Genomic DNA, 14,061 nt, shown 5'->3' with positions numbered 1-14,061 from the left:
AGACCTCCGTATGCGCAGCGTGACGTCGTGGACGACCACCTCCATCGTCGCCGCGGCCGCAGCCGCAGCGTCGGCGGTGCGGTTCACGTTCGGCCCCGGTATCAGCATCTCCGTCGTCGTGGCCGTGGTCCTGCTGCCGGTCTGGTGGCCGGCGTTGCGCGGCTACCGTTTCGCTCGGCCGTTGCTCGCGCTCGCAGCCGGCGCGGCGGTCTGGGGAGCGGCGACCACCCTCCTCGAGACCACGCGGGCGGCCTCGACGAGCCTCATGCTCGAACAGTCCCTCACGCTTCTGTCCCTCGCGGGAGGCATCGGCGTGCTCCTGTGGGCGCGGAGCGAGCTCGGCCTCGGCGCCACGGCCATCGCGTTCGGGGTGGGAGCACTGGCGAATGTGGCTCTCACGGGAGGCAACCCCGCCAACCTCTGGAAGTACTCCCTCGCTGTCCCGGTCATCATCGTCATCCTGGGCTTCACGTCGACCTCCCGGCGGCGGTCGTTGGATCTGCTGGCACTCGCCCTCCTCGCGGGCGTCTGCCTCTTCTCGGACTCGCGATCGATGACGTCCTTTCTCCTCCTTGCCGCCGTGATCGTGCTGTGGCAGATCTTCCTTCCGGCGGGAACCAGGCGTCCGCGCCCTGCACAGACCCTGGTGCTCCTGGGCGTGTTGAGCCTCGCCGCGTTCAGCATGCTGCAGGCTCTGATCCTTGAGGGAGTCCTCGGCGACGCCGCGCAGCAGCGCACGCAGGCCCAGATCGACACCTCCGGGTCGCTGATCGCCGGCGGGCGGCCAGAGTTGGGCGCCGCGACCGCCTTGATCTCCGCCCGCCCGCTGGGCTTCGGGAGCGGGACCCTGCCCACCTCACAGGACGTCTGGATCGCCAAGACCGGCATGAGCGAGCTCAACTACGATCCGGACAACGGGTACGTCGAGGGCTACATGTTCGGCGGGCAGTACGAAGTGCATTCGGTGCTCGGCGACCTGTGGCTGCGCTTCGGTCCGTTGGGCGCGGCGTTCGCGCTCGTCCTTCTCGGATGCGCAATCTACGCCGTAGCCCGCGCCGTCTCCCTCAAGGCCGCCCCCGGCATCGTCGTGTGGCTCACTCTGCTCGGAGCGTGGGACACGTTCTTCAGCCCTCTGCTCACCTCCTCCCGGACTCTCGCGCTGCTGTTCGCGCTGACCGCGATCCCCGCCGCCGTCGCCGTCCGTCGCGGGACCGCACCGGCCCCGAGATCTCGTCTGCCCTTCTCTGCGCCGCGCCGCGACCACGCCGCCCGCACCTCGCGGACGGTCGAGGACTAGAGCTCGCCCGGCTTCATGGCCTCGGCATCGATGGCGCGGATGATCCGCAGCGTCGCGGTGTCCGGCTCCGGCTCGCCCGCCGCCGCCCTCTCCTCACGCCGCCGACGGGGCGCGTAGACGACGAGGGAGTGGAACAGGAACCGGGCGAAGAAGGCCACGATGAGGGACAGCGCGGTCGCCAGGACGCTGGAGATGTGCCATGTCTCGACCATGAGCGCCATCACCGGGATGCGCAGGGCCGCCTCGACGTTGTTGAACGTGAAGGACGCCGCGAAGCGCACCCCGGCGCTGCGGGCGTCGGTGCGCATGTCGGCGAAGACGAAGCGCTCCTGCAGCAGGAAGTTGCCGATGATCGTGACCTCGGCGCCGATGATGGCCGCCCAGACGTAGGGGACGCCCGCCGCCGTCAGGGCCCACATGATCGCGAGGTTGGCGATGGCGCCGAGCACGCCGATCGCCGCGAACAGCGACATCTTCCCGAACCGCAGCCGTGCGAGATGAGCGATGAACGTGGCCCCCTGGCGCAGGCTCGCCTTCGAGGTGCCGTGTCGACGCTCGGCGAACTCCATCGGGATCTCCGCGATCCGCAGATCCGTCCGGGCGAGGATCTCCAGGAGGATCTTGAAGCCCTGCGGCTGCAGTGCATCCAGCCGCAGGCGACGCCGGTCGACGAGGAAGAACCCGGTCATCGGGTCGGTGCTCCGGGCGAGCCGACGGGGGAACATCGCGCGGGTCAGCCACGTCGCGGCGCGGGACACGCCGAAGCGCACGGCCGTTCCCAGGCCGCTCGTGTCTCCGCCGCCGACGTAGCGGGAGGCCGCGACCACGTCCGCGTCGCCGTCCGCGAAGCGGTCCAGCAGTGTCGGCAGCAGCTCGGGGGGATGCTGGAGGTCGCCGTCCATCACGATGCAGACATCGGCCGCCGCGGCGCCCAGGCCGACGACGACCGCTCCGCCGAGGCCTCCGACGTTGTCCGAGCGATGGATCACCCGCACCGGGATCGGGGCGTCGACCGCGACGCGCTCCACCTCGGCCGCGGTGTCGTCGCTGCTGTCGTCGACGAAGAGGATCTCGGCGTCCCGTCCCGCCAAGGCCGCGGCCGTGCGCTCCACGAGCTCGGCGACGTTGTCGCGCTCGTTGTACGTCGGCACGATGACCGTGACCCCTGCCCCCAACGTGGTCCCCTTCGTCGTTCCGCAGCCCCATCGGCTCCGGCATCCATCGTTCCATGGGTTCCTATGGGCTGCAGGACACGTTCCTGCTAGAGTGTCGTCTGCGGCTGTGGGAGTCGCGCCGAACGGGTGGGGATCCGTTCGACTGGGGAATGATCGATCTGGGGAGATCATGGGGACGCGTATCGGCTATGCCGTCGGAGCTTTCGACCTTTTTCACGTCGGGCATCTGAATCTGCTGCGACACGCCAAACAGCACTGCGACATCCTGGTCGCCGGCGTCGTGAGCGACGAGATGCTGCGTCAGGTCAAGGGGATCGAGCCGGTCATCCCGACCGCCGAACGTGCCGAGATCGTCCGGCACATCTCCTTCGTCGACGACGTCTACGTCGAGACGACGCCGTCGAAGATGGACTCGTGGCGCGACGTGCGCTTCACCCACTTCTTCAAGGGCGACGACTGGCGCGGCACCGAGAAGGGCCTCCGGCTGGAGAGCGAGTTCGCCGAGGTGGGCGTCGAGGTCGTGTACTTCCCGTACACCGCGCACACGTCGAGCTCGGCGCTCCGCCGCGCGCTCGACGCGATCACCGCCAACGCCACGGCATCCGCGGTCGGCGCGACCCGCTGAGGCGGGTCAGTTCGCGACGCCGAGGAGGCTGCGCGCCATCCGCGCCACGTGCGGCGGCGTGTGCGGACCGAGCCACACCGTCCAATGCTCCGGGGGCTCGCTGCACGTCCACTCCAGGCACCACGCGTAGACGGCGTTCGCGAGGCGCTCGCCACGCGCGTGGGCGCGCGTCCCCTCGGCCCGTACGAGCCAGCGGACCGAGACCCCCGGGGGGACGTCGATGTGCCGGAACTGGATGCGGGCCGCCGCTTCGATGAGGATGACGCCGTGCGCGTCCCACGGGAGCCGCGACGCGACGCGCGCGATGGCTCCGGCATCGGCCGCATCCCCGGCGATGAGCACCGCTCCTTCCATCGCTTCCCAGTCCGGATCCTCCAGGTGCTCGCACGCGCTGCTCATACCTCCACTATAGGTAAGGCTACCCTTACCTTCAAGGGCGACTAGCCTTCGACGGTTGCGCTCGTCAACGCCGTTGGCCGGCGACGTCGCCGCGGGGCAGCCTTGTTCCGTGAGCAGCAACAGGAATCGACGGATCTCCGCCGGACGACGCCTGATCGGCGCCCTGGCCGGCCTCCTCGTGGCCACAGCCCTCGGCGGATGCGGGATGACGGTCCCCGCGGACCCGGACGGCACCCTGGACCGGGTCACGGGCGGGGAGCTGCGGGTCGGCACCTCGCCCGACCCGGGCCTCGTAGAAGTCGACGGCGGCGAGCCGCGCGGGCCAGTCGTGGATCTCGTCGACGACTTCGCCGCGAGCGTCGACGCGGACGTCACGTGGACGGTCGCGACCGAGGAGAGCCTGGTGGGCATGCTGGAGACGGGCGACCTCGACCTCGTGGCCGGCGGACTGACGCCGGACACCCCGTGGATCGACAAGGCGGGCGTGACCCGCGGCTATCCGGGTATCGAGGGCGCGGGAGATCGGGAGCTCGTCATGCTCGTGCCCCTCGGCGAGAACGCCTTCCTCTCGGCCCTCGAGGCCTCTCTCGACGAGGAGGTCGCTCGATGACCGGGACGAAGCAGTTCGGGCGCACCGAGCTCCCCGACGAACAGCAGCAGGCCACGCGCAAGGCCGTGCGCTGGGAGATCTTCACGATCGTCTACACCTCGATCACGATCACCGTGATCGCGCTCGTCGTGGGCGAGTCCCAGGCGATGCGCACGGCGTGGATCGAGGACATGCTGTCGCTCATCCCGCAGTTCGCCTTCCTCCTCGCGCTCCTGTTCGTGCGGCGACGCCCCACCCGGAAGCACCCCTACGGCCTCCACCGCGCGATGGGCGTCGGCCACCTCGTCGCCGGTGTCGCGCTCCTCGCGGTCGGCCTGAACCTCGCCGCCGAGGCCGTCGCCGGGCTCATCCGCGGGGAGCATCCGACCATCGGCACCGTGCAGGTTTTCGGCCAGACGATCTGGCTCGGCTGGCTGATGGTCGCCGTCATGGCCGTCGTGATCGTCGGGCCGGTGTTCTTCTACGGTCCGGCCAAGGCCAAGCTCGCCCCCGTCCTGCACAACAAGCTGCTCTACGCCGACGCCGACATGGCCAAGGCCGACTGGCAGACGACGGTCGCCTCCATCGTCGGAGTGCTGGGCGTCGGCGCGGGCATATGGTGGCTCGACGGAGTTGCGGCCCTCTTCATCTCCCTGGGGATCATCTGGGACGGTTTCCGCAATATGAAGACGGCGATCGTCGACCTCATGGACCAGCGTGCCCGCACCTTCGACAGCGCGGAGCCGCATCCGCTGGCCCGCGACGTCGTCTCCTACCTGCGCAGCCGCCCCTGGGTGGATCAGGCTGCCGTGCGCATGCGGGATCAGGGCCAGGTGTTCCACATCGAGGCGTTCGTGGTGCCGCATCACCGTGACGTCCGCACGGCCGACCTGACCGCCGCGTCTGAGGGCGTCGCCGACCTGGACTGGAAGGTGCAGGACGTGGTGGTCGTCCCGGTCGAGAAGCTGCCGGACGAAGCGGACCCCGGTCGATGAGCGCCGCCGACGACGCGCTGTTCCCCGGCTTCACGACCGCGCGGATCCCGACCGACGAAGCCGACATCCTCGTGCGCCACGGGGGCTCGGGACCGCCCGTGGTGCTCCTGCACGGTCACCCCCGCACCTCGGCGACCTGGCATCGGGTGGCCCCGGTGCTCGTCGAGCGCGGCTTCACGGTGATCTGCCCCGACCTGCGCGGATACGGGCGTTCCTGCGGCCCGGCGCCCACCGCCGATCATGCGGCCCATTCCAAACGCGCCGTCGCCCGCGACATCCGCACCGTCGCCGAGCGGCTCGGCCATGAGCGCTTCCGCCTGGTCGGGCACGACCGTGGCAGCTACGTCGCGCTCCGACTCGCCCTCGATCACCCGGAGACCGTCGAACAGGTCGCCCTGCTGGACTGCCTGCCGATCTCGGAGCACCTCCGACGCTGCGACGCGACCTTCGCCGCGCACTGGTGGCACTGGTTCTTCTTCGCCCAGCCGGACATCCCGGAGCGCGTCATCGGCGCGGACCCGGAGGCCTGGTACGCGCCCAAGGCCGACCCGGCGACGATGGGCACGGCGAACCACGCCGAGTTCCTGCAGGCGGTGCGGCAGCCGTCGGTCGTCCGGGCGATGCTCGAGGACTACCGTACCAGCGGGCACCACATGGCGGAGGAGGCGCCCGAACCTCTCGCCGCCGCACTGGCGGGCTTCTTCGGAGCCACCCCTCCCCCACGGCCGTAGGCTGGAGGCATGACCAACCCCGCCTCCGACACCATCACGATGTTCGGCGCCGACTGGTGCCGCGACTGCATCCGCACGAAGAAGCAGCTCGACGAGCTCGGCGTCGCGTACACGTATGTCGACCTGGTCGCCGACCCCGCCGCCGCGGACATCGCGAAGGACATCTCGGGCCGCACGAACATCCCCGTCGTGGTCTACCCCGACGCCTCGCACCACGTCGAGCCGTCGAACGCCGACGTGGAGTCGAAGCTGCGCGAGCTCTCGATCATCTGATCGTCCTCGCACTCGGCGGATCTCCGCGCGGACGCCTAAGCTGAAAGCCCGTTCGAAGGAGACGCCGATGACTTCTGCGCCCACGACCGCGCCCGCCACCCCCGCCCTCGGCGAGGGCGAGAAGGAACGGCTCGACGCCGCCGTCGCCGATCTGCAGACGGGGACCGCGGTGTGGACCGCGCTCACCGTAGCGCAGCGCGCGACGCTGCTCCGGCAGGTCCGCACGAGCGTCGCCGCGACGGCCGAGGACTGGGCGACCATAGCCGCCGCCTCCAAGGGCCTGGACGCGCGGCATCCGCTCCGCGGCGAGGAGTGGCTGAGCGGTCCGTACAGCGTCCTCGGAGCACTCGATGCCTCGATCGCCACGCTCATCCGGATCGCGAACGGTGCGAATCCGCTCGACGGCATCCGGGTCGACCGCGCACCCGGCGGCCGCGCGCGCGTGCATGCCTTCCCCCTCACCGGCATCGACCGGTTCCTGCTGTCCGGCTTCACCGGCGAGGTCTGGCTCGAGCCGGGGACCACGCCGAACACCGCCCGCGCGACCGCCGGTCTGGCACAGCGCACGCCGACGGTGTCCGGGGGCGTCGGACTCGTGCTCGGCGCCGGGAACGTGACCTCCATCCCCGTGCTGGACGTGCTGTACGAACTGCTCGCCCACAACCGCACGGCCCTGCTGAAGGTGAACCCCACGCAAGATTCCCTGGTCCCCGTCTACAAGCGCGCGCTCGCCCCGCTCATCGAGCCGGGACTGCTGCGCATCGTGCGCGGGGGCCCCGCCGCCGGCGCCTACCTCACCCAGCACCCCGGCATCGCCCACGTGCACATCACCGGCTCGGCGGCGACCTTCGACACCATCGTCTGGGGACCGTCGACCGGCGAGGGGGCGGCCGCGACGAAGCGCCGCCGTCGCGAGAACCGCCCGCTGCTGAAGAAGCCCATCACCGCGGAACTCGGCGGGGTCTCCCCCATCATCGTCGTGCCGGGGAAGTGGACGGCCGCCGACCTCGCGTACCAGGCCGAGCACATCGCGACCATGCGCCTGCAGAACAGCGGCCACAACTGCATCGCGGGGCAGGTCGTCATCCTCTCCGCGGACTGGGACCAGGCCGACGACTTCCGCGCCGAACTGCGCCGCGCCTACGCCACCGCTCCGGAGCGCCCCATCTGGTACCCCGGCGCCCCCTCACGCATGCAGTCCGCCGCGGACGACTACCCGGACGCCCTCGTGCTCGGCGACCGGCTCCTCGTCGAGATCGATGCCGACGACGACCCCTCAGCCCTGGAGAACACGGAGTACTTCGCGCCGGTCCTCGGCGTGGTGAGCCTCCCCGGCACGGGCCAGGAGTTCCTCGACGCCGCGGTCGCCCACGCGAACGAGAAGCTGCAGGGCACGCTCGGCGCGAACCTGCTCATCGACCCGGCGACCGAGAAGGCGCTCGGCAGCGGGTTCGAGCGCGCTCTCACCGCCTTGCACTACGGCTCGATCGCGATCAACGGCTGGACCGCCTTCGGGTTCATCACGCCGACGCTCACCTGGGGCGCATTCCCCGGCGGCACGATCGATGACGTCGGCAGCGGCATCGGCGTCGTCCACAACGCCCTGCTCCTGGATCGGGTGGAGCGCTCCGTGCTGCGCGGCCCCTTCCGGCCGTTCCCGCGCTCGCTCCCCGTCGCGAACGGCGGAGGGCGGATGACCATCCTCCCCAAGCCGCCGTGGTTCGCCTCCTCCCGCACCGGTGCCGCCGTGAGCGAGGGCCTCACCCGCCATCGTGCGGACGGCGGCGCCCTCGGCCTCGTGAAGACACTGCTGCGCGCGCTCCGCGCCTGAGCGGAACGCGTCAGCCCTCGGGGCGGAACCGATCGGTCGCGGCGCGGAGAGCCGCGCGGATGCCGGGTTCGGCGGCGGAGTGCCCCGCGTCATCGATCACCTGGAAGTCGGCTTCCGGCCAGGCACGGTGCAGGTCCCACGCCGTCATCATCGGCGTGACCACGTCGTGGCGGCCCTGCACGATCACGGTCGGGATGTGCCGGATGGCGTCGATCCCCGCGAGCAGCTGCCCCTCGGCCCACCAGCCGCGGTGCACGAAGAAGTGGTTCTCGATGCGTGCGAAAGCGACGGCCCGGCGGGGATCGGCCATCGCCGCGATCTGCTCCGGGTCGGGGCGCAGCGTGACGGTCGCCGCCTCCCACGCCGCCCATGCGAGGGCCGCCGGTTCATGGACCGCCGGGTCCGGGTCGAACAGCCGGCGGTGGTACGCCTCGATCATCCGGGAGCGCTCCAGGACCGGGATCGGCGCGATGAAGTCCTCCCACAGGTCGGGGAACAGCGCCGCCGCCCCGCCCTCGTAGAACCACTCGAGCTCGGCGCGACGGAGCGTGAAGATCCCGCGCAGAATCAGCTCGGAGACCACGTCGGGGTGGGCCTGGGCGTAGGCGAGCGCGAGGGCGCTGCCCCAGGACCCGCCGAACACCTGCCACGTCTCGATGCCGAGGTTCTTGCGCAGCAGTTCGAGGTCGGCGATGAGGTGCGCGGTGGTGATGTGCCGGAGATGGGCCTCCGGCTCCGCGGCGGACGGCGTGCTCCGACCGCATCCGCGCTGATCGAGAAGGACGATCCGGTAGACGTCGGGGTCGAAGAACTGGCGCTGCCACGGCGAGGTGCCGCTGCCGGGGCCGCCATGGAGGAACACGACGGGTTTACCCTCGGGGTTGCCGCTGATCTCCCAGGCCACGCGATGCCCGTCGCCGACGAGCAGCACTCCGGTCTCGTGCGGCTCGATGGGCGGATAGAGCCCCTCGGTGTTCGTCATGTTCGGTCCCCCAACCGGTCGTGCGGTCCTGCCGAGTCCACGTTATCTGACAACGGCGGGACCACCGGGCCTACGGGTCGAGCTGATCGGCGGGGAGGGTGAACACCTGCCCGCACGCATCGAGCCCGTTCTGGTATCCCTCCGCGAACCAGCGCTGACGCTGCTCGCTGGAGCCGTGGGTCCAGGTCTCCGGGTTCACCTGCCCGGACTGCTCCTGGATGTGATCGTCGCCGACGGTCGACGCCGCGTTCAGGGCGTCGCGGATCTGCTCCTCCGTCGGCTTCTCGAGGTACGGATCGCCGTCGGCGTCGGTCTGCTCGGTCGCGCGGCCGAGCCAGCCGCCGGCATAACAGTCGGCCTGCAGCTCCATGCGCACGCCGTTGCTGCCGGGACCCGTCCCGTTGTTCGGGTACCGCTCCATCGCCCCGAGGAGGTTCTGGATGTGGTGACCCCACTCGTGCCCGACGATGTAGAGCTGCGCGAGGTTCCCGGCCGAGGCCCCGAACTGCTGCTGCATGAGCTGGAAGAACGTGGGGTCGATGTAGACGGTCTCCTCCGGCGGGCAGTAGAACGGGCCGACCGCGTTGGAAGCGGTGCCGCACTGCGTGGAGGTCGCTCCGTCGACGACGATGAGCTGCGGAGCCTGATACCCCTCCACGTTGTCCTCCCAGAAGGCGTCGAGCGCGACCTGCGCCCCCGCCATGCGGCAGTCGACGTTCGCGTTCGCGTCGGCGCCGCTGTCGCAGTTCTCGATGGCCGAACCACCGGCGGGCTCGCTCCCGCCCCCGGGCGCGCCCCCGACGAGTCCGCTCAGGTCGATGCCCAGCAGGGGGCCGGCGATGAGGGCGAGGAGGGCGAGCACGCCGACGCCGGAGCCGCCCGCGATCGCCGCCGTGCGTCCGCGGCGACGCGTGGTGTTGCGGGAGAGGTCGGCGTCGGGATTGAACGTCATGCGTCGAGGGTACTCCGCGCGCCGACACCGCGACGGACGTAGGCTCGTGACATGGCCACCACGATCACCATCACCGGCGCGGGCGGACAGATCGGCTACGCGCTCCTCTTCCGCATCGCCGCCGGGGACATGCTCGGTCCGGATGAGAAGGTGCGGCTGCGGCTGCTGGAGATCCCGCAGGGACTCGGCGCGGCAGAGGGCGCGGCGCTGGAGCTTCAGGACGGCGCATTCGACCTGCTCGAGCACGTGGAGGTGACCGACGACGCCGCGGTCGGCTTCGACGGCTGCGACCTCGCCCTGCTCGTGGGCGCCCGCCCCCGCGGTCCCGGGATGGAGCGCGGCGACCTGCTGGCCGCGAACGGCGGCATCTTCGGGCCGCAGGGCGCCGCCATCGCCGCGAACGCCGCCCCCGGCGTCCGCGTGACCGTGGTGGGCAACCCCGCCAACACGAACGCCCTGATCGCCTCCGCGGCGGCCGACGGCGTGCCCGCCGACCGCTTCACCGCCCTCACACGGCTGGACGAGAACCGCGCACGGGCCCAGCTCGCCCAGACGCTCGGCGCCCCCGTGCACACGGTGCGGCGGGTGCCCATCTGGGGCAATCACTCGGCCACGCAGTTCCCCGACGTGTCGCATGCGACCGTCGGTGGGAAGCCCGTGCAGGATGCCCTGGAGCGGATCGTCGGCGACGTCCCGGCGTGGCTGGACCAGACGTTCATCCCCCGGGTCGCCAAGCGCGGCGCGGAGATCATCGAGGTCCGCGGGTCGTCCTCCGTCGCCTCCGCCGCGAGCGCGACGATCGACCATGTGCGCGACTGGGTCCGCGGGACCGAGGACTGGACCTCCGCCGCCGTCGTCTCGCGCGGGGAGTACGGTGTCCCAGAGGGCCTCGTCTCCTCGTTCCCCGTGCAGTCCGTCGACGGCGAGTGGCGCATCGTGGAGGGTCTGGAGATCGACGACCGGGCCCGCGCGCGCATCGACGCCTCGGTCGCGGAGCTCGTGGAGGAGCGGGACGCGGTCCGAGCCCTCGGACTGCTCTGATCCGGTCGCCGCGGGACACCTGGGCAGGGCAGAATAGAGGGCGGAGGTGCGGGATGAGCGACACGATTGACCCGGCGGGAACGACGCCGTCTCTCGACGATGCGCTGACGAGCCCGCTCCACCTCCCGCACGACGCAGCGAAGTGCCCGAAGTGCTTCACGGAGCTGCAGCAGAACCGCAACTTCTGGACCGCGCGTCCCGCGGGCTCCCGCCTGGTCGGCCTCGTCGTCGCCCGCGAGGGCATGCCGTCGGTCGTCGAGCAGCGCGCCGACCTCACCCGCTTCGGCGTGCCCATCGAGGGCTTCCGTCACCCGGCGCCGGACATCCTGGAGAGCTGGAACGACCGCCTCGCGCGACTCATCTCGACGCTCCGGACCGGAGACGTGGTCGTGGTGGCGAACATCCGGGCCCTGGGGCTCGACGCCGAGGAGGGCGCGCGCACCGTCGCTGAACTCCGGCGCCACGGGATCATCGTGAAGGTCCTCGGCCACGAGGCGCGTCATCTCGCCGACGCCGCCGGCGCCCGCTGAGAGGCGCCGCTAGAACTCCCCGGACCGCAGGCGGGCGAGCGTGCCCGCACCGATCTCGGCACGGACGTCGGGACGGTTCGCGTAGAAGGTGACGAGCTCGGCCAGGAGCACAGGATCGCTCGCGAGGTCGGCCGCCGCCCACGAGGACGGCTGCGCGGTCGCCGTCCGCAGCACCACGCGGTTGCCTTCCAGGCCGGCGCCGACGACCTCCTCCCATGCCACGGCCACGTTGTTGCGCGGGATCCGAAGCTCCACCCCGTCCGGGCGCAGCGTCAGGCGATGGGCGGAGGGAGCCCGGAACCACGACCGGGTGCCGGCGATCGTCATGATCAGCGCGACCACCGGGAGGAGGAGCAGGGTGAGGAGCGGCAGTCGGTCTGCGGGCACCGTGAAGATGCTCCATGCCCACGCCGCGAGGAGCAGGGCCCCCACGGGCGCGAGGGCGCGCAGCGGCCAGACGATCCCCGCGGCCCCGCCGAACGCGATCGCCGGACCGTCGACGACCGGCCGGACGACTCGGACCCGCGAGACGCGGGCATGGGCCACCAGCAGCCAGACGCCCACGGCGACGGCCGCGAGCACACCGATCCCCAGAGCCTTCATCGCGGGAGCCGGATCGGCGAACAGGATCAGGCTGAACAGCAGGACCACGATGGCGAACACGACGCCGAACACGGTGAGTGCCGTGGTCGCCCGCTGCTGCCCCTGCCACCCCGGATGACCGGGTACCCAGATCGTCTCCGGAGACGTCGACTGCTGCTGCCCTGTCACCCGAACAGTCCCTTCCACGCCTTGCCGATGTTGTGCCCCGCGTCGCCCACGAAGTCGGTCGTGTTCTCCCAGGCGTCCTCCGCGAAGTCCGTCGTGGCGTCCCATGCATCCGCCATGCCGGCGTCGATCGACTCCCGGACGTCCTGCGGCACCCAGTTCTCGTACGCCCACACCGCACCGGCACCGACCGCCACCGCGGCCCCGCCGACGACCACCGCCGTGCCCCAGACCGGGAGCGTGACGACACCGGCCGCCGCGAGCGCGGCGACCCCGGCAGCCGCAGCCGCGCCACCCGCCGCACCGCCGATGATCTCCACCGCGGTGGACGACGGGTCATCGCCCGACGACATCGCCGAGCCCAGGTTCCAGGCGTCGACGCCCCAGCCGATGAACGGCACCGCCCGACTCGCGCGAGAGAGTCCGCGGGCCAGATCCTCGGCCTCGTCCGCCGCCCACCGCATGCCGGTGGGGTTGGCGGCCTCGGCAGCGGCCTTGACGGCAGGGTTGCCGGAGCGCAGCTCGCGAACGAAGTCCGATGCTCCGAGACGCAGATCCTCCGCGTGGGAGGTGAGCTCGGCCGCCGTCTCCGCCCACGCCAGGCCCTGGCCCTCGAGGTAGATCTTCGGGACCTCGCCGCTCGCCTCCCGAAGACCGGACAGGATCTTGTCCGCCGTGGACTGGCTCGGCATGGTCCCGAGGAAGCCGTCGAGGTTCTCGCTGATCCAGACCTCGAGCTCGCCCCACCAGGAGCCGACGTCGGCGGCGATCTCGTTGTACAGCTCGATGCGGTCGAGGTGCTCCTGCCACTCGTCCCAGTAGGGGTCGTCGCGCGAGGTGGGGCATACCGGGATCAGGGACACCGGCCGGCCGATGATCATCCCGTTGACCGGGAGCCCCGCCGCCCGCGCATTGTCGCGGTGCGTCGCGAAGTCCTCCTTCATGCGCCGCAGCTGCCCGGCGTACGACCGGAGCTTCTCGGCGGCGTCACGGGCGAGATCCTTGATCTCCTTCGCGGCGTCGGTCGTGCGCGAGAGGATCGTGACGTAGTCGTCCGCCGACTCGCCGTACCAGTGCCCGCGCACGCCGGTCGGGATGAAGGTCGTGACGTTGGAGGAGACGTCTGCGGCGTCCTTCAGGTCGGGATCGAGCCAGTCCGCGGCCGCCTGCACCTGGTCGGCGTCGCCGTACGTGGTCGTGTCGATCGTCATCAGAGGTCCTCGACGATGGCCGCGACCGGGTCGAGCTGGTCGATCACGTCCTGCTCGTTCGTCTCCGCGTCGTCGGCGATGGCGCGGACGATCTCTCCCAGGGTGCCGTTGATCCGGTAGAGGGCGTCGACGCCCTCCCCCACCCGCTGCATGATCGCGGCGACCGTGTCGGAGGCGAGCCCGCCGTCGACGGCCGTCGGGATGCCGGAGAGCTTCGTCTCGATGAGCTCGACCGCCTCCTCGTGCATGTCCGCATGGACGGCCATCACCTCCGGGTCCATCGCGATGCGGCTCATGCGATGGCTCCGTTCCGGCGGTAGGACGCGGGCACGTCGAGGTCGAAGATCACGACATCGTAGGGCTGCGCCTCCTTGATCTGACCGAGGTCCTCGGTGCGCACCAGCACCCAGGGCTGCCGCTCGCCGGCGAGCTCCAGCAGCCGGTCGAGGGCGGTGTAGGCGAGCAGTGCACGCCGCCCGTCCTTCAGCTCCCGGATCTCGACGAGCTGCTCCTCGGGCGTCGACGTCACGCTCAGGGGCAGGTACAGCACGGGTGGGACCATCGGCGTTGCGGCCGGCATCGGTTCGAAGGTCATCTCGGTCTCTCCTCGGTTGTCACTCGTAGCTCGGCGGCACCCACAGCAGCTGCGCGGAGACGAGGCC

General features: G+C 71.0%; 17 protein-coding genes. 9 read left to right on the top strand and 8 right to left on the bottom strand.

The annotated features are described in order from the left end of the window. Positions 1-10 precede the first annotated feature (10 nt). Positions 11-1,297: a hypothetical protein gene (locus CJ226_RS06900; protein ID WP_025104623.1), complete on the top strand. Its 1,287-nt coding sequence runs from the start codon at positions 11-13 to the stop codon at positions 1,295-1,297. On the opposite strand, the gene CJ226_RS06895 is transcribed toward CJ226_RS06900, so the two are convergent. Next, the gene (locus CJ226_RS06895; protein ID WP_238695610.1) at positions 1,294-2,472 is read right to left on the bottom strand and encodes a glycosyltransferase; all 1,179 of its coding nucleotides are present in this window, start codon (positions 2,470-2,472) and stop codon (positions 1,294-1,296) included. The genes CJ226_RS06900 and CJ226_RS06895 overlap by 4 nt on opposite strands. Before the next feature lie 169 nt (positions 2,473-2,641). Between CJ226_RS06895 and CJ226_RS06890 the strand changes: the two genes are divergently transcribed. Next, the gene (locus CJ226_RS06890; protein ID WP_025104624.1) at positions 2,642-3,097 is read left to right on the top strand and encodes an adenylyltransferase/cytidyltransferase family protein; all 456 of its coding nucleotides are present in this window, start codon (positions 2,642-2,644) and stop codon (positions 3,095-3,097) included. A 6-nt stretch (positions 3,098-3,103) separates the two neighbouring features. Here the strand turns inward: CJ226_RS06890 and CJ226_RS06885 are convergent, their stop codons facing one another. After that, positions 3,104-3,496 carry an SIP domain-containing protein gene (locus CJ226_RS06885; RefSeq protein ID WP_102208730.1) on the bottom strand — a complete coding sequence of 131 codons (393 nt, stop codon included), beginning with the start codon at positions 3,494-3,496 and terminating at the stop codon, positions 3,104-3,106. Positions 3,497-3,605: 109 nt separating this feature from the next. Between CJ226_RS06885 and CJ226_RS06880 the strand changes: the two genes are divergently transcribed. The 5 genes from CJ226_RS06880 (at position 3,606) to CJ226_RS06860 (ending at position 7,915) form a co-directional block, all read left to right on the top strand. After that, the gene (locus tag CJ226_RS06880; protein ID WP_257996546.1) at positions 3,606-4,106 is read left to right on the top strand and encodes a hypothetical protein; all 501 of its coding nucleotides are present in this window, start codon (positions 3,606-3,608) and stop codon (positions 4,104-4,106) included. Then, on the top strand, positions 4,103-5,080 hold the full coding sequence (locus CJ226_RS06875) for a cation transporter (protein WP_102208728.1): 978 nt from the start codon (positions 4,103-4,105) through the stop codon (positions 5,078-5,080). Before CJ226_RS06880 ends, CJ226_RS06875 begins: the two co-directional genes overlap by 4 nt. Next, positions 5,077-5,811, top strand: a complete 735-nt coding sequence (locus tag CJ226_RS06870; protein ID WP_102208727.1) for an alpha/beta fold hydrolase — start codon at positions 5,077-5,079, stop codon at positions 5,809-5,811. Before CJ226_RS06875 ends, CJ226_RS06870 begins: the two co-directional genes overlap by 4 nt. Positions 5,812-5,820: 9 nt before the next feature. After that, a complete protein-coding gene (locus CJ226_RS06865; RefSeq protein WP_025104627.1) occupies positions 5,821-6,084 on the top strand; it encodes a glutaredoxin domain-containing protein in 264 nt (87 codons plus the stop codon). Between the two features lie 67 nt (positions 6,085-6,151). After that, positions 6,152-7,915 (top strand): aldehyde dehydrogenase family protein, encoded by a 1,764-nt coding sequence (locus CJ226_RS06860; RefSeq protein WP_102208726.1) that lies wholly within the window; start codon positions 6,152-6,154, stop codon positions 7,913-7,915. A 10-nt stretch (positions 7,916-7,925) separates the two neighbouring features. On the opposite strand, the gene pip is transcribed toward CJ226_RS06860, so the two are convergent. Together pip and CJ226_RS06850 are read right to left on the bottom strand one after the other, a co-directional pair. Beyond that, complete coding sequence (gene pip, locus CJ226_RS06855; RefSeq protein WP_102208725.1) at positions 7,926-8,897, bottom strand: prolyl aminopeptidase; 972 nt, start codon at positions 8,895-8,897, stop codon at positions 7,926-7,928. A gap of 70 nt (positions 8,898-8,967) precedes the next feature. Further along, a complete protein-coding gene (locus CJ226_RS06850) occupies positions 8,968-9,849 on the bottom strand; it encodes a neutral zinc metallopeptidase (protein ID WP_025104630.1) in 882 nt (293 codons plus the stop codon). A gap of 51 nt (positions 9,850-9,900) precedes the next feature. Here CJ226_RS06850 and CJ226_RS06845 point away from each other — a divergent pair, with 51 nt between their 5' ends. Beyond that, positions 9,901-10,890 carry a malate dehydrogenase gene (locus CJ226_RS06845; RefSeq protein WP_085604943.1) on the top strand — a complete coding sequence of 330 codons (990 nt, stop codon included), beginning with the start codon at positions 9,901-9,903 and terminating at the stop codon, positions 10,888-10,890. A 53-nt stretch (positions 10,891-10,943) separates the two neighbouring features. Continuing rightward, complete coding sequence (locus CJ226_RS06840) at positions 10,944-11,420, top strand: dehydrogenase (protein WP_025104632.1); 477 nt, start codon at positions 10,944-10,946, stop codon at positions 11,418-11,420. Between the two features lie 9 nt (positions 11,421-11,429). Here CJ226_RS06840 and CJ226_RS06835 read toward each other — a convergent pair whose 3' ends face one another. The 4 genes from CJ226_RS06835 to CJ226_RS06820 are packed head-to-tail and all read right to left on the bottom strand — an operon-like array spanning position 11,430 to position 13,994. After that, complete coding sequence (locus CJ226_RS06835; protein WP_025104633.1) at positions 11,430-12,191, bottom strand: PH domain-containing protein; 762 nt, start codon at positions 12,189-12,191, stop codon at positions 11,430-11,432. Continuing rightward, positions 12,188-13,399, bottom strand: a complete 1,212-nt coding sequence (locus CJ226_RS06830; RefSeq protein WP_025104634.1) for a hypothetical protein — start codon at positions 13,397-13,399, stop codon at positions 12,188-12,190. Before CJ226_RS06830 ends, CJ226_RS06835 begins: the two co-directional genes overlap by 4 nt. After that, complete coding sequence (locus CJ226_RS06825; protein WP_062635420.1) at positions 13,399-13,695, bottom strand: hypothetical protein; 297 nt, start codon at positions 13,693-13,695, stop codon at positions 13,399-13,401. The genes CJ226_RS06830 and CJ226_RS06825 overlap by 1 nt, the downstream gene beginning before the upstream one ends. Then, on the bottom strand, positions 13,692-13,994 hold the full coding sequence (locus CJ226_RS06820) for an SAV_915 family protein (RefSeq protein WP_085604937.1): 303 nt from the start codon (positions 13,992-13,994) through the stop codon (positions 13,692-13,694). The genes CJ226_RS06825 and CJ226_RS06820 overlap by 4 nt, the downstream gene beginning before the upstream one ends. Positions 13,995-14,061 lie beyond the last annotated feature (67 nt).

Origin of the sequence: Microbacterium sp. UMB0228 (genome assembly GCF_002871415.1) — a bacterium.
Classification (GTDB): domain Bacteria; phylum Actinomycetota; class Actinomycetes; order Actinomycetales; family Microbacteriaceae; genus Microbacterium.
The sequence above is the reverse complement of the archived record's forward strand: the minus strand, read 5'-3'. Positions and strand labels throughout refer to the sequence as shown.

What these genes read in the sequence shown, in the direction of transcription:
- CJ226_RS06900 (WP_025104623.1), top strand. Translation starts at nt 11, where the DNA reads ATGCGCAGCGTGACGTCGTGGACGACCACCTCCATCGTCGCCGCGGCC.
- CJ226_RS06890 (WP_025104624.1), top strand. Translation starts at nt 2,642, where the DNA reads ATGGGGACGCGTATCGGCTATGCCGTCGGAGCTTTCGACCTTTTTCAC.
- CJ226_RS06885 (WP_102208730.1), bottom strand. Translation starts at nt 3,496, where the DNA reads ATGAGCAGCGCGTGCGAGCACCTGGAGGATCCGGACTGGGAAGCGATG.
- CJ226_RS06875 (WP_102208728.1), top strand. Translation starts at nt 4,103, where the DNA reads ATGACCGGGACGAAGCAGTTCGGGCGCACCGAGCTCCCCGACGAACAG.
- CJ226_RS06870 (WP_102208727.1), top strand. Translation starts at nt 5,077, where the DNA reads ATGAGCGCCGCCGACGACGCGCTGTTCCCCGGCTTCACGACCGCGCGG.
- CJ226_RS06865 (WP_025104627.1), top strand. Translation starts at nt 5,821, where the DNA reads ATGACCAACCCCGCCTCCGACACCATCACGATGTTCGGCGCCGACTGG.
- CJ226_RS06860 (WP_102208726.1), top strand. Translation starts at nt 6,152, where the DNA reads ATGACTTCTGCGCCCACGACCGCGCCCGCCACCCCCGCCCTCGGCGAG.
- pip (WP_102208725.1), bottom strand. Translation starts at nt 8,897, where the DNA reads ATGACGAACACCGAGGGGCTCTATCCGCCCATCGAGCCGCACGAGACC.
- CJ226_RS06850 (WP_025104630.1), bottom strand. Translation starts at nt 9,849, where the DNA reads ATGACGTTCAATCCCGACGCCGACCTCTCCCGCAACACCACGCGTCGC.
- CJ226_RS06845 (WP_085604943.1), top strand. Translation starts at nt 9,901, where the DNA reads ATGGCCACCACGATCACCATCACCGGCGCGGGCGGACAGATCGGCTAC.
- CJ226_RS06840 (WP_025104632.1), top strand. Translation starts at nt 10,944, where the DNA reads ATGAGCGACACGATTGACCCGGCGGGAACGACGCCGTCTCTCGACGAT.
- CJ226_RS06830 (WP_025104634.1), bottom strand. Translation starts at nt 13,399, where the DNA reads ATGACGATCGACACGACCACGTACGGCGACGCCGACCAGGTGCAGGCG.
- CJ226_RS06825 (WP_062635420.1), bottom strand. Translation starts at nt 13,695, where the DNA reads ATGAGCCGCATCGCGATGGACCCGGAGGTGATGGCCGTCCATGCGGAC.
- CJ226_RS06820 (WP_085604937.1), bottom strand. Translation starts at nt 13,994, where the DNA reads ATGACCTTCGAACCGATGCCGGCCGCAACGCCGATGGTCCCACCCGTG.